15 protein-coding genes, 2 tRNA genes, 3 rRNA genes and 1 pseudogene are annotated in these 25,781 nt (G+C 36.8%); 13 read left to right on the forward strand and 8 right to left on the reverse strand.

Annotated features, from left to right (window positions below; genetic code table 11):
• The first annotated feature begins 164 nt into the window (after positions 1–164).
• Complete coding sequence (locus EL247_RS00280) at positions 165–5,750, forward strand: hypothetical protein (RefSeq protein WP_126441901.1); 5,586 nt, start codon at positions 165–167, stop codon at positions 5,748–5,750.
• Between the two features lie 420 nt (positions 5,751–6,170).
• On the opposite strand, the gene EL247_RS00285 is transcribed toward EL247_RS00280, so the two are convergent.
• The 7 genes from EL247_RS00285 to EL247_RS00315 all read right to left on the reverse strand — a co-directional run bounded on the left by EL247_RS00285 (position 6,171) and on the right by EL247_RS00315 (position 11,962).
• On the reverse strand, positions 6,171–6,713 hold the full coding sequence (locus EL247_RS00285; RefSeq protein WP_054198657.1) for a YceI family protein: 543 nt from the start codon (positions 6,711–6,713) through the stop codon (positions 6,171–6,173).
• A 71-nt stretch (positions 6,714–6,784) separates the two neighbouring features.
• Entirely contained in the window at positions 6,785–7,708 is a 924-nt protein-coding gene (cmoB, locus tag EL247_RS00290) for a tRNA 5-methoxyuridine(34)/uridine 5-oxyacetic acid(34) synthase CmoB (RefSeq protein WP_104745887.1), read from the reverse strand.
• Positions 7,708–7,914, reverse strand: coding sequence for a hypothetical protein (locus EL247_RS00295; protein ID WP_005023577.1), 207 nt, complete (start codon positions 7,912–7,914; stop codon positions 7,708–7,710). Before EL247_RS00295 ends, cmoB begins: the two co-directional genes overlap by 1 nt.
• A gap of 15 nt (positions 7,915–7,929) precedes the next feature.
• Positions 7,930–8,934, reverse strand: a complete 1,005-nt coding sequence (locus tag EL247_RS00300; RefSeq protein ID WP_104745886.1) for an SAM-dependent methyltransferase — start codon at positions 8,932–8,934, stop codon at positions 7,930–7,932.
• A complete protein-coding gene (gene abc-f / locus EL247_RS00305; protein WP_104745885.1) occupies positions 8,934–10,859 on the reverse strand; it encodes a ribosomal protection-like ABC-F family protein in 1,926 nt (641 codons plus the stop codon). The genes EL247_RS00300 and abc-f overlap by 1 nt, the downstream gene beginning before the upstream one ends.
• Complete coding sequence (lgt, locus tag EL247_RS00310) at positions 10,852–11,676, reverse strand: prolipoprotein diacylglyceryl transferase (RefSeq protein WP_060661930.1); 825 nt, start codon at positions 11,674–11,676, stop codon at positions 10,852–10,854. Before lgt ends, abc-f begins: the two co-directional genes overlap by 8 nt.
• On the reverse strand, positions 11,651–11,962 hold the full coding sequence (locus EL247_RS00315; RefSeq protein WP_005023583.1) for a hypothetical protein: 312 nt from the start codon (positions 11,960–11,962) through the stop codon (positions 11,651–11,653). Before EL247_RS00315 ends, lgt begins: the two co-directional genes overlap by 26 nt.
• Before the next feature lie 144 nt (positions 11,963–12,106).
• Here EL247_RS00315 and EL247_RS00320 point away from each other — a divergent pair, with 144 nt between their 5' ends.
• The 4 genes from EL247_RS00320 to EL247_RS00335 are packed head-to-tail and all read left to right on the forward strand — an operon-like array spanning position 12,107 to position 16,699.
• Positions 12,107–12,727: an acetyltransferase gene (locus tag EL247_RS00320; protein ID WP_104745884.1), complete on the forward strand. Its 621-nt coding sequence runs from the start codon at positions 12,107–12,109 to the stop codon at positions 12,725–12,727.
• Entirely contained in the window at positions 12,724–13,836 is a 1,113-nt protein-coding gene (pglE, locus tag EL247_RS00325) for a UDP-N-acetylbacillosamine transaminase (protein ID WP_104745883.1), read from the forward strand. The genes EL247_RS00320 and pglE overlap by 4 nt, the downstream gene beginning before the upstream one ends.
• Positions 13,837–15,648 carry a UDP-N-acetylglucosamine 4,6-dehydratase (configuration-retaining) gene (gene pglF, locus EL247_RS00330; RefSeq protein ID WP_104745882.1) on the forward strand — a complete coding sequence of 604 codons (1,812 nt, stop codon included), beginning with the start codon at positions 13,837–13,839 and terminating at the stop codon, positions 15,646–15,648. It begins immediately after the preceding gene.
• Positions 15,632–16,699, forward strand: coding sequence for a glycosyltransferase (locus EL247_RS00335; protein ID WP_104745881.1), 1,068 nt, complete (start codon positions 15,632–15,634; stop codon positions 16,697–16,699). The genes pglF and EL247_RS00335 overlap by 17 nt, the downstream gene beginning before the upstream one ends.
• Here the strand turns inward: EL247_RS00335 and EL247_RS00340 are convergent.
• Positions 16,679–17,554: a DMT family transporter gene (locus EL247_RS00340; protein ID WP_060661934.1), complete on the reverse strand. Its 876-nt coding sequence runs from the start codon at positions 17,552–17,554 to the stop codon at positions 16,679–16,681. The two genes, EL247_RS00335 and EL247_RS00340, sit on opposite strands and share 21 nt — an antisense overlap.
• 795 nt (positions 17,555–18,349) lie before the next feature.
• On the opposite strand from EL247_RS00340, the gene EL247_RS00345 reads away from it, so the two are divergent.
• From EL247_RS00345 to EL247_RS00380, 8 genes and pseudogenes are all read left to right on the forward strand, one after another.
• A 16S ribosomal RNA gene (locus tag EL247_RS00345) occupies positions 18,350–19,847 on the forward strand.
• Positions 19,848–19,955: 108 nt separating this feature from the next.
• Positions 19,956–20,032, forward strand: a tRNA-Ile gene (locus EL247_RS00350).
• Between the two features lie 5 nt (positions 20,033–20,037).
• Positions 20,038–20,113 (forward strand) — tRNA-Ala (locus EL247_RS00355).
• Between the two features lie 199 nt (positions 20,114–20,312).
• Positions 20,313–23,197 (forward strand): 23S ribosomal RNA (locus EL247_RS00360).
• A gap of 169 nt (positions 23,198–23,366) precedes the next feature.
• Positions 23,367–23,482 (forward strand): 5S ribosomal RNA (gene rrf / locus EL247_RS00365).
• The 16S, 23S and 5S rRNA genes sit together here with 2 tRNA genes alongside, the layout of an rRNA operon.
• A 316-nt stretch (positions 23,483–23,798) precedes the next feature.
• Positions 23,799–24,152: a hypothetical protein gene (locus tag EL247_RS00370; protein ID WP_126441902.1), complete on the forward strand. Its 354-nt coding sequence runs from the start codon at positions 23,799–23,801 to the stop codon at positions 24,150–24,152.
• A 113-nt stretch (positions 24,153–24,265) separates the two neighbouring features.
• Positions 24,266–25,250: pseudogene (locus EL247_RS00375) on the forward strand (aldo/keto reductase).
• A gap of 23 nt (positions 25,251–25,273) precedes the next feature.
• Positions 25,274–25,756: an NAD(P)H-dependent oxidoreductase gene (locus EL247_RS00380; RefSeq protein ID WP_126441903.1), complete on the forward strand. Its 483-nt coding sequence runs from the start codon at positions 25,274–25,276 to the stop codon at positions 25,754–25,756.
• Positions 25,757–25,781 lie beyond the last annotated feature (25 nt).

Below are 25,781 nucleotides of genomic sequence, written 5' to 3' on the forward strand. Positions count from 1 at the left end.
ATGATTACCAATACCCCATATAAACACATTTTGCCCCCCCCCCCCCATTATAAAAGTGGTTTTAATAAAATATAAATATTTTATTTATTATTTTAAAGTTAGTTTTATTTTTATAAAATTCCAAACATTTTTTAATTTTTGTTAAATAAGTTAAAGGAGAATAAATGTCTAACCAAACAAAGAATGTTACCCTAGTGGGGGGGGGGGGGCAAAAGCCTCTAAATAATCAATCCCTAGAAACAAAGAATCCAAAAAATACCAAAAACTTAGAATCTAATCTTAAATTAGATTCTAAAACCCTCCAAGAACCTTGCAAAATAAAGGAACTTAACAAGGCAAAAACCCTTATCCGCACAATTCCGGTTTCTATTGCTTTGGCTTCGGCATTATCAAGCAATGCAGCAGCGCTTTCTACAGAGAATGGAGAATTGGTTGATGAGGTAATAATGAGTGGTAAACCTACATTGACAGTCAATGGAACTATTAAAAATGGAACTATTATAAACGGAATAAGCACAATAAAAAATAATACTCCAGGAAATACAAATAGAGGCAACAAGGGAGGAAGTATTATTAATGGATGGGATTTAAAATATTCTTCTTGGTCTACCCCTGGTGTTATTGTAAATAATAGTAAAGATGATAATGCTGGAGGGGTTTTAGTTACTGGTAAATTCAGTTTTGCTTATGGTGATTATGGGCACACATATGAAGTCTTAGCTGGCACAAAAGCAGGAAATTTAACCTTTGATACAGGTACATCTTTTACTGTTCCCAATCATGGCTATGGAAATTTTGTTAATATAATTAGTGTGTCAGAAAATGCAAGTGCGGCTACAATCGCCAATAAAGGAACAATTGCTCAAAATACAAGCGCTAATATAATAAATTTGGCAAGCAACTCTACAACAGATGCCATTGTCAATAGCGGCACAATAACATCTCGTGGCAACAATTTGCTAACATTAAAGGCAAATGCAACTTTGGGAATACTTAAAAATTCTGACACTATGAGCACAACAGGCGCTAACTTAATCAATTTAAGTGGTGGTAATAACTCTATTGAGCAAATAGAATTATTAAGTGGGAGCACAACCTCTGCTGGAACAAATATTATTAGTGCAGAAAGTAGTGCAACTATCGGCACCATTACCGCAGATAATGCAACTATCAATGGCGGTATTTCCCTTAGTAATACTTCCTCTATCACAAATGGAATCTCACTCTCTAATACTTCTGCTTTGACAGGTAATATATCACTAACTAACAATTCAAGAATACAAGGAGGTATTGTCCTTGATAATTCTAAGATAACAGGCGGTATTACTCTTGGTGGTTCTTCAAATATTGCTGGAATCTCTTTGGCTAATGCTTCCACTATCACAGGAAATGTTACCTTAAATGGTTCTTCTTCTATTGATAATATTTCTATTAGTGGTAGTAATGCAAGTTTGAGTGGTAATATTACAATGCTTACTCCTGGTAACGCTACTAACACTGCCTCTATTGATAATATAACAATTTCAAATGGTGGGACATTTGGTGGGACAATCCACACTGCAGGTCAAACAAATATTTCTGGAATCACCATTGCAAATGGTGGTGTTGTAGGAAGTAACACTGCAAATTCAATGATTCTCTCAAGTGGTAATTCCACAATCCACAATATTGATATACAAAATGGCGGAACAATGTATGGTAACATTGAAGCCCACTGGCAGACAGGTGGTAATGCTAATGCTGTGGATAACAAAGATGGAAATATTGGCGATGTTAGCATAGCAGGGAGATTGCAAGGGGATATTGTATTGCAAACTAAAGTGTTTATGAATAGCCTTACAATGTCAGAGAATGGGACTATCACAGGTAACATTAGAATCGGAGCAACAGGAGATAGCTCCCAAACCCCTACACTTAGCACTATTACACTAGGGGGTAATTCGGGGATTAATGCAATCACATTGGGAGGTATTGGCGCTCGCGCAACTATCAATAGCCTTACTTTGAATGATAATTCTTCTATCGGAACAATCACTAACAATTCTAATGCAACTATTGTAAATCTTACCCTAAACGATACTAGCACAATCACAAATGGAATCACTAATGAAGCTAATGGCAACATAGGCACAATTATTTCTAATACAAATGCTAATGTTAGCAATACAATCAATAATGAAGGAACTATTGCTAAATTATTGCTTAATCAGGGAACAATAAATTATTCAGGAAATAGCGGTTTTTTTAAAGAAGAGTTAGTGGTAGGAAGAGATGCTACCCTTACTATCAACAATGGTGGAAGTGGTAATGGAACTCTCTACTTTAATTCTACTAGTGGAACCATTGATAATGCAGGAACTATCTTAGGAAATATTGATAATCAAGCTAGCTCTATTATTAAAAGCTTTAACACAGGAAGTATTAGTGGAAGTATTATCAATAATGCTAGTGCTACAATAGAAACTTTAAATGTTACTTCTAATGTAGGAAGTATTGCTAACTCTGGAGATATTAATTCTTTAACTATTCAAAGTGGTTCAAACATTGCTAATGGAATCACAAATAATTCAAATATCGGTTCTTTAATAGTTAATGAAAATGTAAGTTATAGTGGAAGTGGTAGCATTAGTAATGCTTTAGAAGTGGCGCAGGGAGATACATTAACTATCGGAAGCAATGGAACCCTAAACTTTGATTCTGATAATGGAACCATTAATAATGCAGGAACCATTAATGGAAATATTACTAATATTGCAGATTCTATTCTTACAGACTTCACCAACTCTGGAAGCATTAGTGGAACATTTACTAATAAAGGACATATTGTAAAATTTGTCAATGAAAGCACAGGTAGCATTAATAATTTTGTCAATGATCATACCATTTCTTTCTTTGAAAACAATGGAACCATTGCAAACTTTGGTGGCACTGGAACAATCTATGGAGTTATCAATTCAAAAACTATCACAAATGGCTTTGAAAATGTTGCAACTTCTTTGTGGAATAAAGAAAATGCTTTAATTGATGGCAATGTTGCTCTAAAAGGAACAAAGCAAGATTGTAGCGATGATATTTGTAAATTTTCTGATTTAATCAATGAAGGAACTATTACAGGGAATGTTACAAATGAGGCAGGCAAAGAAATTAATTTAGTAGAAAACACAGGAACCATTGGAGGAAGTATTGCTAACTCTGGAAGCATTAATACCTTTGAAGTTTCAGGAACTATTGCTAATGGTATTATTAATAATGATAATGCCTCAATTTCTTCTATTACGATTAAGGAAGGTGCTAATTTAGGAAATAGTGGAATTACTAATAATTCTAATATTGGCACTTTAAAAGTGTATGAAAGTGTAACTTACAATGGCAATGGCAATGGAAGTGATAGAATCACTCAAGCCCTAGTAGTAGCAAAGGATAAAACTTTAACTATTGGAAATAGTGGAACTCTCTCTTTTGAATCTACTAATGGAACCATTGATAATGCAGGAACCATTGCAGGTAATCTTTTAAATGTGAGTAAATCTACTCTTGATACTTTTAATAATAGTGGAACCATTAATGGAAATATTAACAATGAAGGAACAATCACTTCTATTGATAACTCTGGAGTAATTACAGGAGAAATTGTTTCTGGAAGTAGTGGTCAAACAAGCCAAATTGATAAAATCATTAATACAGGAACTATTGGAACTGCTAAAACCAAAGTAGCAACCTTTAAAACTCTTGTAGCTTCTAATCAAGATGTTTCAAGTAACTTTAGTGATGCTATCTCTTTAAATACCATTACTACCACAGAAATTAGTAATGGGGGATTAATCAATGGAAATATAAGAGTAAAAGGACAATCCGATATTCAAGAACTTAATAATACAGACACCATTGCTGGTTGTATTATCCTAGAGGGTGGTAAAATAGGAAATATCAATAACACTAATGGAGCCATTGCAAATTGTATGCAATTTAGTAATGGAGCTAATGTAGATAATCTTAATAATAGTGGAACTATTAAAGATAAAATCACTAATGATTCTGGAAGTATTACTGTTAATAATAGTGGAAGTGGAAGCATTGGTGAAATCATTACAAGTAATGGAGGAAATACAAATATTTCTAATGGTAAAAATGGACATATTGACTTAATTACTAATACAGGAAGTAATTCAACTACTAATATCATTGAATGGAATGCAGGAAATGCAGATAATCCAAATAACCCTATTAAAGTAGCAGGAGATAATCTAGGTGGAATTAATACAGGCACTATTTATGTAGATGTTACTCCGGGTAAAGTTTATGATGTTGAGCAAATTGTAACTGATGGAAATGGAAGCGGAGTTGATTCAAGTGGAGATTCTCTAGCAGATCAATTAAACAATGGACAAGGTATCTTTGATTCATTAGATACTATTTCTGGTATTTTTGATTTTGTTGATGAAGGCAATGGTAAATACAGCGTAGGCTTAGACACTCAAGAACTCTCCGGTAAAACTCTAGGTGCTTCTTTAATCTATTCATCAAGAATACGACAGATTGATACTAATAATATGCTAAGAGAAATTAATGTTAAAAACTTTAAAACAGACTTTGAAATCTTAGAGCAAAGAGAAAGATTAAAAAACCAACAAGCTCTCTTAGAAAACTATAAACAACAAAGAGAATCTTATCTGAATGGATTAACCAAAGACAATAAAGAATTAAAAAGAGTAAGTTCTAAAGAATCTACTTCTTTAAGCACTTATGCTAATAATTCTAATATCAAAAGTGATGCAATAGAAGTAGTGGATTATTATAACAAAGATACTCTAGCAAGCCTAGATAATCTTCAAGCAACCACTAAAGCTAATCAAGAAACTTATTCTAATTTAGATCTCTTAAGAGAGCTTGATGACATCTTTATTAGCCATACAGGAGATAAGGATAATCTCTATACCTTTGCACTCCCTTATACAAGATACACTTCAGCACAATTAGATGGAGGAGTAGGAACTCTAAAATCTCATGCATCAGGTATCCTAGCAGGAGCACAAGCAAAACTACCTAATGAGAGAGGAATATTAGGAATCTACTTTGGATATGAAAGTTCAGATAAACAAGTAGGACAACAAAGATTAGACTTTGATGAAAAAGTTTATTATGGAGGATTAACTTATTATAATGTTTTTGCAAGAAAAGGGGTTAGTGAATATTATCTCTCTGCTAATACAAGAATAGATAAAGGGGATACAGACTTATATAAAACCTATCGCTCTGGAAGCACTACTATTAATTCTCAAGTAGATTCTTATGGATATGGTGCAGATTTAAAAGTAGGGGCTAATTATTATAATATCTATAATAACTCTGTTCTTTCTCCAGAGATTGGAATTAGTTATCAAGGAATTAGTACAGATTCCTTTAGACTAAGACACCTAGGAGGAGTAAGTGAGCATTATTATACACAAGATGTTAATTTCTTTGATATTAGTGCCTCACTTAGATGGCAAAGAGCATGGAATAATGTGTTTAAAACAATGGCTTCTTTAGGTGCAATGTATAATGTTTATAATGATGCTAAAGGAAGTGGAGTTATTGCTGGATTAAAACAATCTGCTGATATTAATGTAGAAGAACTCTATGGAACTACTCAAGTAGGAATAAGCTATGCTTTAGGAGAGAATGCTAACATTGCTTTAAATTATAGTGGTATCTTTGCAAATGGAGTTCAATCTCATGCAGGGTATATTAGATTAGGAGTGTGGTGGTAGAACACTCACTCTTAAAGTGAGAAATTCTTGTAAAAGACTTTAGAAATAAGATTAATCTATTCAAGATATTTTTATAGATAAACTTTATACTAAAGTTTCTTTTACAAGATAGACTTAGAATTATAAAACTAAACTTTGATTTCTTAGAGTTCTTGAAGTTTTTTTGATTTCTTAGATTTTTTTTAATTTTTTGTAATAGATAAAACCTTAATCTATAAAGTTCTTGTAATAGATGAGAATTAATCTATTCAAAATATTTTTATAGATAAGCTTTATACTAAAGATTCTTTTACAAGATAAACTTTCATTTATCAAAGATTCTTTTATAGAATCTTTGTTTCTCTTTAATATTGAATTTGATGATTAAAATTGAATGTTGGTTGGCTTTGGCTAACCCGCTTCAAAGAAGCAGGAAGCGATTTATTGCGGATTGGCAATTAGAGTAAGCAGGATTGTCACTTCATCGCCTACAAGGCTATCTTTGAGGTTGGATTCCCATACTACTCCAAAATCTGAGCGTTTAATCTTTGCAGTTGCTTGGATTTGCAATGTTTTGTCCTTTAGCGTTTCTGTGCTTTCAAAGATTATAGGCTTTGTAATGCCTTTAATCGTTAAATCTCCAGAGATTTTTCCTGCTTCGAATTTTGTCATTTTAAAAGTCATATTAGGATATTTTTTAGAATCAAAAATATCTGCTGCATTAAGGTGTTCATCGCGTTTGGCGTTTGCGGTATCCACAGAGGCGATTTCCACACTACCCTCTAAAATATTGAGCTTTTTTGTAGCCAAATCATAGTCAATGTTTGCACTAAATTTCTTAAATTTACCATCGACTTTGGTTAGCTTTAAGTGTGAGATTTGAAAATCTACTTTGGAATTTTGAGAATCTAGCGTATAAGGCTGTGCTAGAAGCGGACAACCAAGCAATGCGACAAAAGCTGAAATTGACAAAAATTTTTTCATAATTTTTCCTTTTTAATGAGATAGATTATTATAACATAGTTTAAAAATTATTTAGCAAAAAGAGTTATTGTTTAATATTTTTTGGCTTTTAAATAAGCCCTTTGGGGTGCAGGGTAGCCCTCGATAGTTTTGCTTTGGTCGGCATTTAGGAAATCTTCTAGGCTTTGTGCGTTGCTCCAAGAGGTTTTTTTCTGCTCATCAATACCGGTTTTGAGTGTAGCAATATGAGTGATTTCCCTAAAACCACAAGATTCTAGCCAATTTATGAAAGTTTTAAGCGTGGGGATAAAATAGACATTTGGCATTTTGGCATAACGCTTATTTTTGGGACAAAGAGCGATTTCCTCATTGCCCGGAATAATAATGCTATCAAAAATCGCCTCACCATTTTTTGCAAGAGAATCATAAATAATTTTTATCGAATCTAATGGGCTTTTGCGATGATAAAGCACTCCAAGGCAAAATAACATATCAAATTTTATTTCCAAAAAAGGCAAATCCTCAATCCCCAAAAGCTTAAAATCTAGTCTAGAATCGCGGATAAAAAACTGCATAAAATCAAATTGCAACTTGCAAAGGGGCATAGGGTCTAAGCCGATGATTTGCTTGGGGTTTTGCTCTAGCATTCTAAACATATAATAGCCATTGTTGCAGCCAATATCGCCGATAATCTTGTTTTTAAGCTCTAAGTGGGGGCTTAGTAAATTGTATTTGATAGCACTATTCCATTCACTAAGAATCTCTAAGGAATTAATGCAAAAAGGTCCTTTTCTCCAAGGAATGAGGGTTTTTGCGATATTGGTTATAAGCTCTAGGGAAGCTTTGGATAGATAGGGTAGGTGGAGAGTGATAAAGTCATTAGGGCTAAAAGTGGCGTTTTGAAGTTCATTTGCGGGGATATTTTTTAGGCGATTAAGGGATTCTAAAAGAGGTGTGATGTGTTTGTGTGTTAGTGCTAGATTGCGTCTATCTTGAATAGATTGCAGGGTTTGCATTAAAAAGTCTCATCTTGCATTTTGGGCTGTTTGCCTTCTTTGTAAAGAAGATTGTCTGGGCAAACCTCTATGTAATTACCCTGTGAATCATAATAATAGCTTTTTTCGTCCCAATAAGAATCGGAATATCCGCATTCATTGTGATAAATACAACCGCTAAAAAGTAACGCAATACCAAGTAAATTGAAAAACCATAAATATTTCATTTTATTCCTTTTTGTTTAGATTCTAGCAAATCCGATTCCAAAAAATCTTTCCCCTAAGAATGCTGGATCTATGAGGGTGCGAATTTTTGGGGAATGGTGCATAAAAGATTCTAAGCCAAAGTTTTGGATATACCATTCCCCAACTTTGTCTAATCCCATATCTACAAGGATTTTATTTTGTCTGCCAAAAAATAGTTCTTTTGCATTCATTGCTTTAAAAAGATTTTTAAGATAGCCAAAATGCACTTCATAGGTTATGTCGCTTTTGCCAAAGGATTCCAAAAAGTTTGGGTAATAATCTTTGGAGGTGGGATTTAAGAAAAGATTGTTGGTGGTGTGGTTTTGATAAAAACGCAAAGAAAAGGCATTGCGTGCTTTTAAATCCCCATAATCAAAAGTGAGAAAGGCAAAAGAGGGTGTGTATTGAGTAAGGGAGGCAAGAAAAAATTTTAAATGTAGTGGAATCTCGCCGATTTCTAGCTCCATTGCTTGTGCAATTTCTATGATTTCTTTTGGGGCGGGGGCAAAAAGCAAAGAGTTATCTTGCAAATAAGCCATTTCCCCTTTGTAATAAAGCTCGCAAGCAAAAGAATCCAAAAGCTCATTGCTGATAAAAAAAGTAAAATCGTAGTTTTGTGCCTGTAAATCTTTGGGGGAATCTAATGTGTGGAGTGTTTGGGAGGTTTTGGAATAGAAGGTGGATTTTTGGGTGGTTTGGAGGTTTTTGAGTGGTTCAAGGGTGTGGAAGCTAAGTTTTGCAAAAAGTGGATTGTGGGCTAGAAAGTTTGCAATATCGCTGATGAGATAGCCTTTGTCCGCACCAATTTCTACAATGGCAATCTTTTGGAGGGGGGGAAGTTTTGTGAAAAAATCTGCAATGAAATTTGCAATGCAATATCCAAAAAATGGGCTAACGCTAACGCTGGTGTAAAAATCCCCATCTTTGCCTATTTTGTGGTTTTGATAATAGCCCTCTTTGCCATAAAGCCATTGTTGCATTAGGTGAGAGAAAGGCTGCATTAAAATCCCTCTTGCTTCTCTTCAAGCTCAAAATATTGCATTGTTTTTTCTTCGCACAAGGCTTTTTTAGCCTCTAGCTCCAAAGAAAGCTCTTGTAGCTCATTAGCACTTAGAGTGTTGGAGTAGAGTTTGGATTCAATGGCTTTGATTTGGGATTCTAATGCGTCAATTTCGTGGGGTAGAATCTCTAAAAGTCGCTTTTGGTTGTAGGAAAGTTTGGTTTTTGGTTTTTCTTGTTTGGGCTTTTCTTTGGGGGATTGTAGGCTTTTTTCAAAGCTTTGGTATTCTTTGAGTTCTTTTTCTATCTCTAAATACTCGCTAAAGCTGCGGTGAGTTTCTTCAATCTCGCCATTTTCTTTGAAAACTAAGAGTTTTTTAGCAATTTTATCCACAAAATAGCGGTCGTGGCTGACAAAAATAATCGCCCCTTCAAAGCTTTGTAAATATTCCTCTAAAATATTGATTGTTGGGATATCTAAGTCATTTGTGGGTTCATCTAAAATCAAACAATCATATTCTTTGGTAAAAAGCAATGCAAGTGCTACGCGATTTTTTTCTCCACCACTTAGAGAGCCAATTTTGTTGTCTAAAAACTCTTTGGGGAAAAGGAAGTTTTTGAGATAACCAAAAACATGCATACTTTTGCCCTTAACATCGATATGGTCGCCTCCAAAAGGGCAAAAAGTTTCTAAGAGATTCTTAGAATCATCTAGCATTTCGCGGTGTTGGTCGAAATATCCAATCCGCACTTCCCCACATTCTATTTTGCCTTCTTTGGGCTTTAGTTTGCCTAGCATAAGTTTTAATAATGTGGATTTTCCTGCACCATTTTTGCCAACTATAGCAATTTTATCGCGTTGCAAAATGCGGGTTGAGAAGTTTTGAATAAGGGTTTTATGATTAATAGCAAAAGAGATATTTTGCAAGTCAAAAAGCATTTTTTTGCGATTTGTTCCGTCTTCTTGATTGAAGTGTTTTTTTTCTCGCTCTAGCTCTAAAGTCATTTTGCGAATGATAGAGGGATTGCTTTTTGCTTCTTGACGCATTTGCATAATCCGTTCTTTACGCCCTTCATTGCGTTTTACTCTAGCTCTTACCCCTCTTGCTAGCCATTCTTCCTCTGCTTTTAGGTGTTTAAGTAGGGTTTCATGGCTTTTGGCTAGGCTTTTTAATAATTCTTCTTTTTCTTTTAGATAATCTCCATAGCCGCCCTTGAAATTGCGAATTTTGCAATCTTCTACTTCAATAATGCGAGTTGCGATTCTATCAATGAAATATCTATCATGGCTAATAAAAATGAGTGTCCATTTTTCTTTGAGTAGTAAATCTTCTAAAAATTCTACCATTTGCACATCAAGGTGGTTTGTGGGTTCATCAAGCAGTAAAATATCAGGTTTGCTAAGTAGCAAACAAGCAAGGGCTACTCTTTTTTGTTCCCCTCCGCTTAAGAGATTGACAAAGTTATTTTCAAGTTTTTTTAATGCAAAAGTTTCTAGGATTTGTTGAATCTTGTTTTCCAAATCCCAAGCATTATGGTGGTCTATAAAAGCACTAAGCATAGAGTGTTCTTGCAAAAGAGCTTTGTTATCTGGGGTATTTTGTAATGCTTTGGCGATTTCTTCTAGTTTTTTGCGGGCTTTTGTGATTTCTTCTAAGGATTCTAAAATCACTTCTTTGACGCTTTGTCCTTCTTTGAAATGGGGTTTTTGTATGAGGTGTTTGATTTCTAAATTTCCTTGGAGAATCCTAGAACCTTCATCTGGTTCTAACTCTCCACTAAGAATCTTCAATAATGTGGATTTTCCTGCACCATTTTTGCCTATAATAGCTACCCTTTGTCCCTCTTGAACGCTTAGTGAAATATCATTTAAAATGGCTTTGTAATTGTATTGTTTGGAGATATTTTGCAAAGAGATATTAGACATTTTTGCCCTTTGAATCTTTGGGTTTAAAAAGCAGCACAAGGCATAATCCTCCGATGATTAGCGAAAGAAGTTGCCCTTGAGTAAGCCAATTAAAAGCAATAAAGCCAAGTTGAGAATCAGGCTCTCTAAAGAATTCTGCAATAAATCGCATTAATGAATAAAGCAATCCATACATAATTCCAATTTGCCCTACAAAACTTGCTTTTTTACGCCATAAAAATAAAATGATAAAAACAACAATGCCTTCCAAAAATGCTTCATAAAGTTGGCTGGGATGGCGTAAGATATTATCAACATAGATTCCTAATTGACTTGTGGTTTCTCTGCCGACTAACTCTTGATTGAGGAAGTTTCCTATCCTGCCAAAAACATAGCCAAGTGGGACACTTAAACCCGCTAAATCCATAAAAAGCCAAAAATTAATTTTTTTGATTTTAGCAAAAATCAAAGACGCAATCAAAAATCCAATAACAGCCCCATGATAACTCATACCTCTAATGCCAACGAAATTTCCTTCTCTATCAAAGGGGTTGAAAATTTGCCAAGGGTGAGTAAGATAATAAGAAGTAAAAGGGTCATAAAAAATAATATATCCAAGCCTAGCACCCAAAATCACGCCAATTTCTACCCACAAAAAATAACTATCTAAAAGACTATCAGAAATAGGATAAGAATCTTTTTTGGCAATCCATTTTGCTACAAATAATGCCACAAGTAGAGCCAAAACATACATAATGCCATACCAATGAACAGGGATTCCAAAGAGATTAAAGGCTATGGGGTCAAAAGTGCTATAAATATTGTTCCATTTCTCCATTAGTAACCTTAAAAAATTCATTTAATCCCATATTGAGAAAGTTATTGTATAAATAGGGGTTTGCAATATAAATGTGGAATTTGAAATTATCTTTTCTTGCTAGTTTTAACCAATACCCCAAGATATAAAAGGTAATTTCTTTGGCTTGTGGAATATCAAAAAAAACTTCCATATTCTGCTCTCTACGCATTTTTTCCAAAAGAAGTTTAATATCATAATAATCGCTAATATCTTTCATTTTGCCATGTAGTATATAAACATTTTCTTTGAGCTTTTCTATTCGCAATTAAAGCCTTATATTTATGAATTTTAAAATTTAAAAGGAAATTTTATCAAATAAAAACAAAAAATGTTAAGTGTTTTTACAAGAAAAAAACGCTTTAATTTTTAATTTGAAATAATTTATAAAAACTTTGGGAGCATTTAGAGTATGGAAAGATTTGCAATTTTTGGTGCTGGTGGGCATGGTAGGGTAATTGCAGATATGATTTTGGCTTGTGGTGGAGAGATTGCTTATGTGCTTGATGATGCCCCTAGTGCAAAAAGTTTGGCGGGAAAAGAAGCAATAACCAAAGAAAAATTTTTAACAATTTCTTCACAAAAAGAGATTAAAATTGCATTGGCCATTGGAGATAATCATTTAAGAAAAGAAATTTATTATTTTTTTAAACAAAAAGGTTTTGAGTTGCCAAGCATTATTCATCCAAGTGCTATTATTTCTGAAGAATCTATCATTAAAGAAGCTTGTGTGATAATGCCAAATGTTGTGGTGAATGCAAAAAGCAGTGTTGGTGTTGGAGTGATTTTGAATACAGCATGTGTTGTAGAGCATGATTGTGCTATTGGTAGCTTTTCTCATATTGCACCAAGAAGTGTAATGTGCGGGAGTGTGAGTGTAGGAGAGATGACTCATATTGGTGCTGGAAGTGTGATAATTGAGGGCAAGAAAATTGGAGATTCTTGTTTGGTTGGTGCTGGAAGTGTCGTGATTAATGATATTGAATCTTTTAAAAAAGTTGTGGGCAACCCTGCTAAAAAGGAGTTAAAATGAGTTTTAGAGTTTTTTTATCCCCTCCGCAAATGGGAAAAAATGAGCAAAAATATGTCGATGAGGCTTTTAAGAGCAATTATATCGCACCTTTGGGTGAGTTTGTTAATCGCTTTGAAAATAGAATGCAAGATTATACAAAAAGTGCTAATGCTTTGGCGCTTAGTAGTGGGACGGCGGCTTTGCATTTGGCTTTGAGGGTGGCTGGTATTGGCAAAGGTGATTTTGTTTTGGCAAGCACTTTTACTTTTATTGGTTCTATTGTGCCAATCTTGTATCAAGGGGCTATTCCTGTGTTTATTGATAGTGATGAATCATGGAATCTCTCTCCAAAATTATTGCAAGAAGCTTTGGATAAATTAAAAACAAAGCCTAAGGCATTGATTGTAACGCATCTTTATGGGCAATGTGCGAAGTTAGATGAGATTGTAGAGATTTGCAAGGAGTATGGAATCTTGCTTATTGAAGATGCAGCAGAATCTTTGGGAGCATTTTATAAGGACAAGCATACAGGGACTTTTGGGGAGTTTGGTGCTTTGTCCTTTAATGGCAATAAAATCATCACTACAAGTGGTGGGGGAATGCTTTTGGGCAAAGATATGCACAAAATGCAAAAAGCTAGGTATTATTCCACACAAGCAAGGGAAAATCTTCCTTATTATGAGCATTTGGATTATGGTTACAATTATCGTTTGAGTAATATCTGTGCAGCCATTGGTGTGGGACAGCTAGAAGAGATAGAAGCAAAGGTGGCAAAGAGAAGAGAAATTTTTGAGTGGTATTGTGAAAATTTATCCCATGATTTGGTTGAGTTTATGCCTGAAGTGCAAGATTCGCGAGGGAATCGTTGGCTAACAACTTTGAGGTTTAAGCATTCAGGGGCTAATCCAATGGAGCTAGTGGAGATTCTTGCAAAAAAAGGCATTGAATCGCGACCATTATGGAAGCCTATGCACCTTCAACCTTTGTTTAGAGATTCTATGAATTTTTGTGATGGAAGCAGTCAAGAGCTGTTTAATAGCGGTATTTGTCTTCCAAGTGGTGGAGCAATGGACAAAGAAATTGTATTTGAAATTTCAAATTATGTTTTAGATTATTTAAAGAGTTTGTAAGTGATAAAATCTGCTATTTTTCGTCCAAGTAATACTAAGAGAATTGTATTTTTTTTGTTGATTGATGTTATTGTTTCTTATTTTACTTTGATACTTTCGTATGATTTGCGTTTTAGTTTTCAGGTGCCTTTGGAGTTTAGCAAAGAAGTTGCTTTGGTGTTTTGTGCTTTGATTGCTTTGAAGGTTTGTGCATTATGGATTTTTAAAGTTTATTTGGTGCCATGGCGATTTTTTGGTTTAAGTGAGGCATTGAAGATTATTTATGCGCATATTTTGGCTTATGGAATTTTTATGCTTCTCTCTTTTTTAGGCTTATTTGGTGCGTTTCCTTTGAGCGTTGTTGTGATAGATTTCGTTATTTCTGGGATTTTAATTGGGGGGATAAGGATTTCAAAGCGAATTTATTTGGAAAATTCCCCTAAAAACTCTCCAAAGCCTGCCTTGATCTTTGGGGCTAATACCCAAGCTTCTACGCTTATTAAAAGCGCATTAAATAGCGAAATTCCCTTTTATCCTTTAGCCATTATCGATGAAGATGAAAAATCTCAAGGCAGTTATATTTCAAATCTCAAAGTTTATCCCAAAACCGCCCTTAAAGAGCTTTTGGAAAAACATAAAATCAAAAGTGCGATTCTTACACAAGCTTACGCAAAACCGCCTTTAGAAAAGCTGTTTAATGAGCTAACAAAAATGGGGATTGAAGAGATAAAAATTGCCTCTATGCTAAAAGAAGATAGGCATTTGGAAGATATTTCTATTGAGGATTTACTCTCACGACCTAGCAAAGATTTGGATAAAGAAGTCATTGGTTCTTTTATCCGCAATAAGAAGGTTTTGATTACTGGGGCTGGTGGGAGTATCGGAAGTGAGATTGTGCGTCAATGTGTAGAATTTGGGGCTAAACGAATTATTTTAGTAGAGCATAGCGAATATAATCTTTATGCTATTACAGAGGAGCTAACTAAAAAAACTCCGATTAAGAATCTTGATAAAACAGAATTATTGCGTCCTGTGATGTTGTCAATTTTGGAAAAAGAGCGACTTTTGCCCTTGATGCAAGAAGAAAAGCCAGATATTGTTGTCCATGCGGCTGCTTATAAGCATGTCCCATTGTGTGAATACAATCAAAAAAGTGCAATTGAAAATAATGTTATAGGTAGTAAAAATGTCATTGATTGTGCCATAGAATCCAAAGTTCCAAAAATAGTCATCATATCCACAGATAAAGCTGTGCGTCCTACTAATGTGATGGGTGCTACTAAAAGGATTGTGGAATTGTATGCACAAAATGTCGATCCCAAAGAAAGTGAAATTGTTGCGGTGAGATTTGGGAATGTGCTTGGAAGTAGTGGTTCTGTTGTGCCAAAGTTCAAAGCACAAATTCAAAGTGGGGGTCCAATTACCGTAACTCACCCAGATATTACGCGTTATTTTATGCTAATCCCTGAAGCTTGCAGGCTTGTTTTGCAGGCTTCAGCAATCGCTAAGGGTGGGGAGATTTTTATTTTGGATATGGGAGAGCCTGTAAAAATTGTAGATTTGGCTAAAAATATGCTAAAACTTTATGGCAAAGAAGATGAGATAGAGATTGTTTTTAGCGGCTTGAGAGCGGGTGAGAAACTTTATGAAGAGTTGTTAATTGGCGAGAGTGAGGGCAAAACCAAATATCCTTCCATTCAAGTGGCTCGTCCCACAAATTATGATATTAAAAAGCTCAATGAAGACATTAATGAGCTTTTAAAAACGCAAGATATTATTGCTAAATTGCAAGAAATTGTTGTGGAGTTTCATCACAATGCACACGCAAACTAAAAAGACGCTAGCTTTTGTTATCTCATCGCTTAGAATGGGTGGTGCGGAGAAAGTAGCGAGTTTTCTAGCAAACCATTTTGTAGATTCTTATAATGTGATTTTAGTGCTTTGGAGTGATGAAAATCGCTTCTTTGAAGTGGATAAGCGTGTGAAAATTATAGTTTTGCCTGCTAAAATGCGTGGAATATTTGGAAATATAGAGCGTATTTTTGGGCTTATAAAATGTTTCAAGAGTTTTAGAGTGGATTTGGCTGTTAGTTTTATTCATCAAACCAACATTTTGACAATCATTGCTTCAAAAATTGCTAAGATTCCCGTGATTGCCACAGAGCATAGCATTTATGCAAGTTTGGATAATAGCAAAATGTGGAAGTTTTTGCGGCGTATCATTTATCCTTTGGCTAATCAAGTTACCACGCTTACAAAGGGGGATTTAGAGAATTATCGTTTTTTGAAAAATGTATGTGTAATGCCAAATCCTGTTTCTTTGGAGGTTTGCAGTGAGCCAAATTTGGAAATTTATAAGCCTTATATTTTAAGCGCAGGAAGAATGATAAAAACCAAACATTTTGAAGAATTGTTGGAAGTTTTTGGAAAATTTTCTAAGCAGAATCCTAAATTTTCTTTACTTTTAGCAGGCGATGGAGAATGTAAAGATTCTTTGCAAAAACAAGCTGAGAGTTTGGGGGCAAAGATTGTTTTTTTGGGGCGTGTGGAAAATCTCTATAATGCCTATAAAAATGCAGAATTTTTTGTACTCACAAGCCATAGAGAAGGTTTGAGTAATGTGTTAATTGAATCTTTAATGTGTGGGATTCCAGCTATTAGCTATGATTGCCCTTATGGACCAAGTGAGATTATCCACAATAAAAAAAATGGAATTTTGGTAGAAATGGGGAATAAGCAAGCACTGCTAGAAGCCTTTTTGGAGATGTCGCAAAAAAGGGATAGTTTTGCAAAAAATACTCAAGAAATTTATGCAAAGTATGGCGTTGGGGAAGTGTTTAAAAAATGGCAAGAAATGATTTGCTTAATGCTTAATAAAGAGTAAAATAGAACCAAAGAATATCAAGCAAGCCCCTAGGCATTGTATTAAGGTTAGACTTTCCCCTAAAATCCACAATGAGAGCAAAACCCCTACAAGAGGTTCTATCATGCCTAAAATGGCAGTTTTTGTAACTCCGATTTTGGACATTCCAAGAAAATAAGCAATCATAGGAAAAAGTGTAGAAACAAAAGTAAGTCCAAGAAGTGCTAAGATTCCATTTGCTTTGATATTTTGGAGGTTGGGTAAATCAATAACAATGTAGCATAATATGGCAAGTGAAGCAAAGAGGCAAACATAAAAGCTGCACACAATAGAAGAAAATTTTTGTGCAAGATTTTTGCTAAAAATTACATATAATCCATAAAAAAGCGCTCCAACAAGTGATAGGAAAATGCCATAAAAATTGAGTGCTAGATATGAAGAAGGTTGCAAAATAACAACCAAGCCTATAAAGCTTGTAATGAGGCAAAATAGCATTTTGGGGGTGATTTTGTCTTTGAGAAAAATAATGGCAATAAGAGCAACAATGGCAGGATAAATGTGATAGAGCAGAACCGAAAGAGAAGCAGGGATAAAACGCAAAGAATCTAGATAAGCAAAAGATTGCACGATATAAAGCACTCCGCCCAAAAAGAAAAATTTGAATAAATAAGGCATGGGGAGTTTAAGAGAGATTTTTTTGTAGATTGACCACGAAAATAGTAAAAGAGCAGTGCATATAAATCGAAATAATAATAAGTATTCTGTCGAGATTCCGCTATCTTGCACAAATACGCTCCATATCGGCATCATTCCATAAGCGATACTTGCACTTGTTATCCATAAAATACCTATTTGTTCGTGGGTGAGCTTTTGCATAAAATCTCCATAAATGTTTTGTGGAGTATAGTAAAGCATTGCTTACATAGGCTTAAATGGAGTAATAGAAGTTTTGGATTAAGCAAGTTTTTTGGCAAGTGAAATTTTGATTATTTGCAAGGCGTGGGTTTGTTGGCGATTTACCAAGTGTTTGTCAAAAATAAATATAATTTGATTATCTATTTGAAGCTTAAAGATTAGGTTTTGAAATGAGAAATAATTTAAAATATAAGGAATAAAAGATGAAAAGAATTTTAAAAAGTATAATAGCAGTTAGTTTATTAGCAGGATTAGCGGTAGGTATGAGCGGTTGCAATCCTGATGAAATTGATAGTTATTATGGGGCTTTTTAAATCGCCCCATAATTTTTTCTATTTCAACTTCCCTTAAGCTTTAGCTGATATAATTCCATTTCCTTTTTTGCATTTTTTGTTAGAGCAACCCTCTAATCAAGCAATACAACTTAATGTTTTAACCCTTTAATTAAGAAGTGTTAAATTTTAGTTTATTGTAAAAATGTTGAAAAGATGTTCTTTAACTCATAAATAGTAATGAGCCAATTCATAGTATTTGAAAGATATTTTTCAATACATTTGATAAACTTGTTGGATATTTAAAGTTAAAATGATCTTTGACAACTAAGCAGGAGTAAAAAGAATTACTAAAAATCTTTTTATTTCTAAAATCAATTAAGATACAACATAAACTCATTTATTACTTTGTAGTTTTTATTTAAAACCACAAATCTATAAACAGAGATTTTGAGATTTTAGGACAAACTAATCCTATATTATTTTTATGGAGAGTTTGATCCTGGCTCAGAGTGAACGCTGGCGGCGTGCCTAATACATGCAAGTCGAACGATGAAGCTTTTAGCTTGCTAGAAGTGGATTAGTGGCGCACGGGTGAGTAATGCATAGGTTATGTGCCCTTTAGTCTGGGATAGCCACTGGAAACGGTGATTAATACTAGATACTCCCTACGGGGGAAAGTTTTTCGCTAAAGGATCAGCCTATGTCCTATCAGCTTGTTGGTGAGGTAATGGCTCACCAAGGCTATGACGGGTATCCGGCCTGAGAGGGTGATCGGACACACTGGAACTGAGACACGGTCCAGACTCCTACGGGAGGCAGCAGTAGGGAATATTGCTCAATGGGGGAAACCCTGAAGCAGCAACGCCGCGTGGAGGATGAAGGTTTTCGGATTGTAAACTCCTTTTGTTAGAGAAGATAATGACGGTATCTAACGAATAAGCACCGGCTAACTCCGTGCCAGCAGCCGCGGTAATACGGAGGGTGCAAGCGTTACTCGGAATCACTGGGCGTAAAGAGCGCGTAGGCGGGGTAGTAAGTCAGATGTGAAATCCTATGGCTTAACCATAGAACTGCATTTGAAACTACTACTCTAGAGTATGGGAGAGGTAGGTGGAATTCTTGGTGTAGGGGTAAAATCCGTAGAGATCAAGAGGAATACTCATTGCGAAGGCGACCTGCTGGAACATTACTGACGCTGATGCGCGAAAGCGTGGGGAGCAAACAGGATTAGATACCCTGGTAGTCCACGCCCTAAACGATGAATGCTAGTTGTTGTGAGGCTTGTCCTTGCAGTAATGCAGCTAACGCATTAAGCATTCCGCCTGGGGAGTACGGTCGCAAGATTAAAACTCAAAGGAATAGACGGGGACCCGCACAAGCGGTGGAGCATGTGGTTTAATTCGAAGATACGCGAAGAACCTTACCTAGGCTTGACATTGATAGAATCTGCTAGAGATAGCGGAGTGCTGGCTTGCCAGAGCTTGAAAACAGGTGCTGCACGGCTGTCGTCAGCTCGTGTCGTGAGATGTTGGGTTAAGTCCCGCAACGAGCGCAACCCTCGTCCTTAGTTGCTAGCAGTTCGGCTGAGCACTCTAAGGAGACTGCCTTCGTAAGGAGGAGGAAGGTGAGGATGACGTCAAGTCATCATGGCCCTTACGCCTAGGGCTACACACGTGCTACAATGGGGTGTACAAAGAGAAGCAATACTGCGAAGTGGAGCCAATCTCTAAAACATCTCTCAGTTCGGATTGTAGTCTGCAACTCGACTACATGAAGCTGGAATCGCTAGTAATCGCAAATCAGCCATGTTGCGGTGAATACGTTCCCGGGTCTTGTACTCACCGCCCGTCGCACCATGGGAGTTGTATTCGCCTTAAGTCGGAATACTAAACTAGTTACCGCCCACGGCGGATGCAGCGACTGGGGTGAAGTCGTAACAAGGTAACCGTAGGTGAACCTGCGGTTGGATCACCTCCTTTCAAGAGAAATAACTAAATATTCATTTATTTAGTTGAATGTAATTCTTTCCTGCTTAGTTTTCAGAGATTATTTCTAGCTTTAAGTGCAAAAATCTTTGTTAAAAAGAGGGGCTTATAGCTCAGGTGGTTAGAGCGCACCCCTGATAAGGGTGAGGTCGGAGGTTCAAGTCCTCCTAAGCCCACCATTGTTGGGGAATTAGCTCAGCTGGGAGAGCGCCTGCTTTGCACGCAGGAGGTCAGCGGTTCGATCCCGCTATTCTCCACCAATATAAAAGTCTAATGTGAGTTTTATTTGGTTTTAAAATTCACATTAGACTTTAAAAAGTCTATGTTATTTAACAACTCATTGTTCAAGCCTATAATAAGTAAATAACTACAATCACGCAAATAATAACTAAAGATTTGCCTTAAAGTTTGTAATTGTATATTACATTCATTAAGGCAGTGGCGTTAGAATATAAAGTCAGTTAAGCTTGTGAAGGGCAAATGGTGGATGCCTTGGGTAGTAGAGGCGATGAAGGACGTACTAGACTGCGATAAGCTAGGGGGAGCTGTCAAGAAGCTTTGATCCCTAGATTTCCGAATGGGGCAACCCAATATGTAGCAATACATATTACCTTAAATGGAGCGAACCTAGTGAAGTGAAACATCTCAGTAACTAGAGGAAAAGAAATCAAACGAGATTCTCTTAGTAGCGGCGAGCGAAAGGGGAACAGGGCAAACCAGATGCTTGCATCTGGGGTTGAGGACTGCAACATCCACTGCAATACTTTAATAGAACATTCTGGAAAGGATAGCCATAGAGGGTGATAGTCCCGTATATGAAAGAGTATTGCTAGGTAGCAGGATCCAGAGTAGGTCAGGACACGTGAAATCCGGGCTGAAGCTGGGGGGACCACCCTCCAACCCTAAATACTACTACTACACCGATAGCGAACCAGTACCGTGAGGGAAAGGTGAAAAGAACCGCAGTGAGCGGAGTGAAATAGAACCTGAAACCATTTGCCTACAATCATTCAGAGCCCTATGATTTATCAGGGTGATGGACTGCCTTTTGCATAATGATCCTGCGAGTTGTGGTATCTGGCAAGGTTAAACTAATGTGAAGCCGTAGCGAAAGCGAGTCTGAAAGGGCGATTAAGTCAGATGCTGCAGACCCGAAGCTGAGTGATCTATCCATGGCCAAGTTGAAAGTGGGGTAACACCCACCGGAGGACTGAACTCGTACCCATTGAAACGGGTTGGGATGAGCTGTGGATAGGGGTGAAAGGCCAATCAAACTCAGTGATAGCTGGTTCTCTTCGAAATATATTTAGGTATAGCCTCAAGTGATAGTAATAGGGGGTAGAGCTCTGATTGGGCTAGGGCTGCTCACCGCGGTACCAACCCCTGTCAAACTACGAATACCTATTACCGTATCTTGGGAGTCAGGCGGTGGGTGATAAAATCAATCGTCTAAAGGGGAACAACCCAGACTACCAACTAAGGTCCCAAAGTTCTATTCTAAGTGGAAAAAGATGTGAAGTTACTTAGACAACCAGGAGGTTGGCTTAGAAGCAGCCATCCTTTAAAGATAGCGTAACAGCTCACTGGTCTAGTGATTTTGCGCTGAAAATATAACGGGGCTAAGATAGACACCGAAGTTGTAGATTGTGCTGATGCACAGTGGTAGAAGAGCGTTCACATCAGCGTTGAAGCCATACCGGTAAGGAGTGGTGGAGCGGTGTGAAGTGAGCATGCAGGAATGAGTAGCGATAAAAGTGGTGAGAATCCACTTCGCCGTAAATCTAAGGTTTCCTACGCTATGCTCGTCATCGTAGGGTTAGTCGGGTCCTAAGACAAGTCCGAAAGGGGTAGTCGATGGAAAATTGGTTAATATTCCAATACCAACATTAGTGTGCGATGGAGGGACGCATAGGGTCAAGACAAGTTAGCCGATAGAAATGCTAGCCGAAGGGTGCAAGTTAGGAGATTGGCAAATCCGCTCCCGTATCCCAAACCCAACAGGCCCTTTGAAGTCTTCGGATGGATAGGGGAATTGTTAAGATCGTCGTGCCAAGAAAAGCTTCTAAGTTTAGCTAATGTTGCCCGTACCGCAAACCGACACAGGTAGATGAGATGAGTATTCTAAGGCGCGTGAAAGAACTCTCTTTAAGGAACTCTGCAAACTAACACCGTAAGTTCGCGATAAGGTGTGCCTAAGCAATTAGGTCTCAGCAAAGAGTCCCTCCCGACTGTTTACCAAAAACACAGCACTTTGCCAACTCGTAAGAGGAAGTATAAGGTGTGACGCCTGCCCGGTGCTCGAAGGTTAAGAGGATTAGTCAGCAGCAATGTGAAGCTTTGAATTGAAGCCCGAGTAAACGGCGGCCGTAACTATAACGGTCCTAAGGTAGCGAAATTCCTTGTCGGTTAAATACCGACCTGCATGAATGGCGTAACGAGATGGGAGCTGTCTCAAAGAGTGATTCAGTGAAATTGTAGTGGAGGTGAAAATTCCTCCTACCCGCGGCAAGACGGAAAGACCCCGTGGACCTTTACTACAGCTTGGCACTGCCGATGGGAGCATTATGCGCAGCATAGGTGGGAGGCTATGAAATCTTTACTCTGGTAGAGATGGAGCCACCGTTGAGATACCACCCTTAATGTTTCTGTCTGCTAACTAGCTTGAGTTATCCTCAAGTAGGACAATGCCTGGTGGGTAGTTTGACTGGGGCGGTCGCCTCCTAAAAAGTAACGGAGGCTTGCAAAGGTTGGCTCAAAATGGTTGGAAATCATTTGTAGAGTGTAATGGCATAAGCCAGCCTGACTGTAAGACAAACAAGTCAAGCAGAGACGAAAGTCGGTCATAGTGATCCGGTGATTCTGTGTGGAAGGGTCATCGCTCAAAGGATAAAAGGTACCCCGGGGATAACAGGCTGATCTCCCCCAAGAGCTCACATCGACGGGGAGGTTTGGCACCTCGATGTCGGCTCATCGCATCCTGGGGCTGGAGCAGGTCCCAAGGGTATGGCTGTTCGCCATTTAAAGCGGTACGCGAGCTGGGTTCAGAACGTCGTGAGACAGTTCGGTCCCTATCTGCCGTGGGCGTAGGAAAGTTGAGGAGATCTGTCCCTAGTACGAGAGGACCGGGATGGACATACCACTGGTGTAGCTGTTGTCCTGCTATGGGCATCGCAGCGTAGCTACGTATGGATGTGATAAACGCTGAAAGCATCTAAGCGTGAAGCCAACTCCAAGATGAACTTTCCCTGAAGGTCGCAGGAAGACTACCTGCTTGATAGGGTAGGGGTGTAAGCATAGTAATATGTTTAGCTGACTACTACTAATAGACCGTTTGGCTTAATATAAAGACTTTAAAGCCACTGCCTTAATGAGTGTAAATACACTCTAAAGTTAATCTTAGTGAAACAAAGTGATAGTTATTTCTTATAGAGATTTAGAAGAATAGGATTTAAATGTTTATTTTATCTTTTAAATGAATATAGGAAACAGATTATAGGTTTTTTACATTGTCATCTTCGTGCTAATAGAGAAGAGGTTCCACCTAGCTCCATTCCGAACCTAGAAGTTAAGCTCTTCTTCGCTGATGATACTGCAACTTTCAGATGTGGTAAAGTAGGACGGTGCGGAGATGAGAGTGTAAAAAGAACAATGGGTATATCTTTCAAAATTGCTCTTAATATTTATATTTACTCTAATCTTTCTAATTGCTTATTCTTGTTTGATATTGAGATTAAATATTTTATAAAACTACCCTATCTCTTTATTGCAATTATTTTATTTTTATTTTATCAACTTTATCTAAATTTAGTAGTATAATATCTTTTATGAATTTATAAATCAAAGAATCTCTTTTAAAATTTCTTTTAAAAATGTTTTTCTTTGTTTGTAAATTTAAATATCTTATAAAGGAGCCAAAATGTCAAACAATCCTAATTCTGTTATAGTATGGGGGGGGGGGGGGCAAATAAGCCTTTAATTAACTCTTTAAATACTCTCAATACTCTTAAAAACTCAAATCCTAAAGAACTTGCAAAGAATCTAAATAAGATTCAAGAATCCAAAATTAAAGAATCCAATCTTGATTTTAATTTACAAAAAGATTTTAAGATTGCTAAAGATTCTAAAATCACCAAAAAATCCAAACTGCAATCTTTACAAAAAGATTCTAAGATTCAAGATACAAAGAATCTAAATCAACTAAAAGAATCTAAGAATCTAAATAAGATTCAAGAGATTAATTTATCTAAAGAATCTAATCAAGAATCAAATAATTCAAATGTACATAATAGTCCTTCTTGATAGTGTTTGATAGTGTTGGATAAATATTACATTTCTTTCATTATTTTCTCTTGACAAACACTAGATGTTAGGTTGTAGAATCCTTGCAAAGTTTAAGGTAACAAGGAGAGAAAATGCAAAAGCGAAAATTAGGTGATTTAGAAGCAAGTGCCTTGGAGCTTGGCTGTATGGGTATGAGCTATGGCTATGGTAAGCCAAAAGATGTTAAAGAGATGCGTGAGCTTATCGCAAAAGCTTATGATAGGGGCATTAACTTTTTTGATACTGCCGAAGTGTATGGACCCTACACAAATGAGGAGCTTGTAGGCAGTGCGATTAAGGGCTTTAGGGATAAAATCATGGTGGCTACGAAATTTGGCATTACTATGTCAATAGAGGATAAAAGGCAAATCGTAAATAGCTCCCTTGAGGTGATTAAAAAGAGTATAGAGGGGAGTTTGAAGCGACTTAACATAGAATGTATAGATTTGTATTATCAGCATAGAGTTGATACGAACACACCCATTGAGGAGGTGGCAAATCTTATGGCAGAATTTCATAAACAAGGCAAAATCAAGGCTTGGGGGGCTTAGTGAGGCGGGTATAGAGACTATAAAGAAAGCCCATAGCGTCTTTCCACTCACTGCAATTCAGAGCGAATACTCGATGTGGTGGCGTGAGCCAGAAAAGGAGCTTTTTGATGTTTTAGAGGAGCGAGGCATTGGCTTTGTGGCATTTAGCCCTCTAGGCAAGGGCTTTTTAACGGGCAGGATTGGTGCTAATTCTAGCTTTAAGAATGATGATTTTAGAAGCACGGTGCCGCGATTTAACCAAGAAAATATAAAAGCCAATCTAGCCCTAATAGATGAGCTAGAGGGTATAGCACAAGCTAAAAACACTACAAAGGCTCAAATCGCCCTAGCATGGAATCTCGCCCAAAAGCCCTATATCGTGCCTATCTTTGGCACTACTAGCCTTGAGAGATTAGATGAGAATTTAGGCGCACTAAGTGTAAGCCTTAGTCAAAAAGAGCTAGATTCTATCAATGCTAGGCTAGATTCTATAAAGATTGTCGGTGAGCGATACAGCGTCGATGCGGCAAAAAGAGTTGGCAAATAAAGAGAGTAAATAAGGGAGCAAGAATGAAAACACTACTACTTTTCGCACATAGTTATTTTAAAGATTCTGTGGTAAATAAGGCATTGATAGAGGAGGCAAGTACGCTAGATTCTGTATGTGTGCAAAATCTTAGCCTCTTGTATCCAGACTATCACATCGATACAAAGGCTCAAATAAATCTTGTCAGGGAGGCACAAAGCATTATATGGCAATTCCCGCTTTTTTGGTATAGCGTCCCAGCCTTGCTAAAGCATTGGCAGGACGAGGTTCTAACGCCTATTTATAAGGAGCAAATCTTTAAAGATAAATCCTTTGGCGTGGTTAGCACAATGGGCGGACATAAAAGCGATTATGAGGGTAGCAATGCAAGCATAGAGGAGTTATTAAAGCCTATGTATTATGGTTTTGAGCGAAGAGCTATGCGTATAAAACCACCATTTTGCATTTATGCGGAGGATTTTAATGCCCTGCCATTTGAGGAGTATAAAAAGTATTTGTTGGGCTGAAATGCTTAGGTGGGCATTTATAGCA

Source organism: Helicobacter pullorum (genome assembly GCF_900638355.1).
Classification (GTDB): Bacteria; Campylobacterota; Campylobacteria; order Campylobacterales; family Helicobacteraceae; genus Helicobacter_D; species Helicobacter_D pullorum.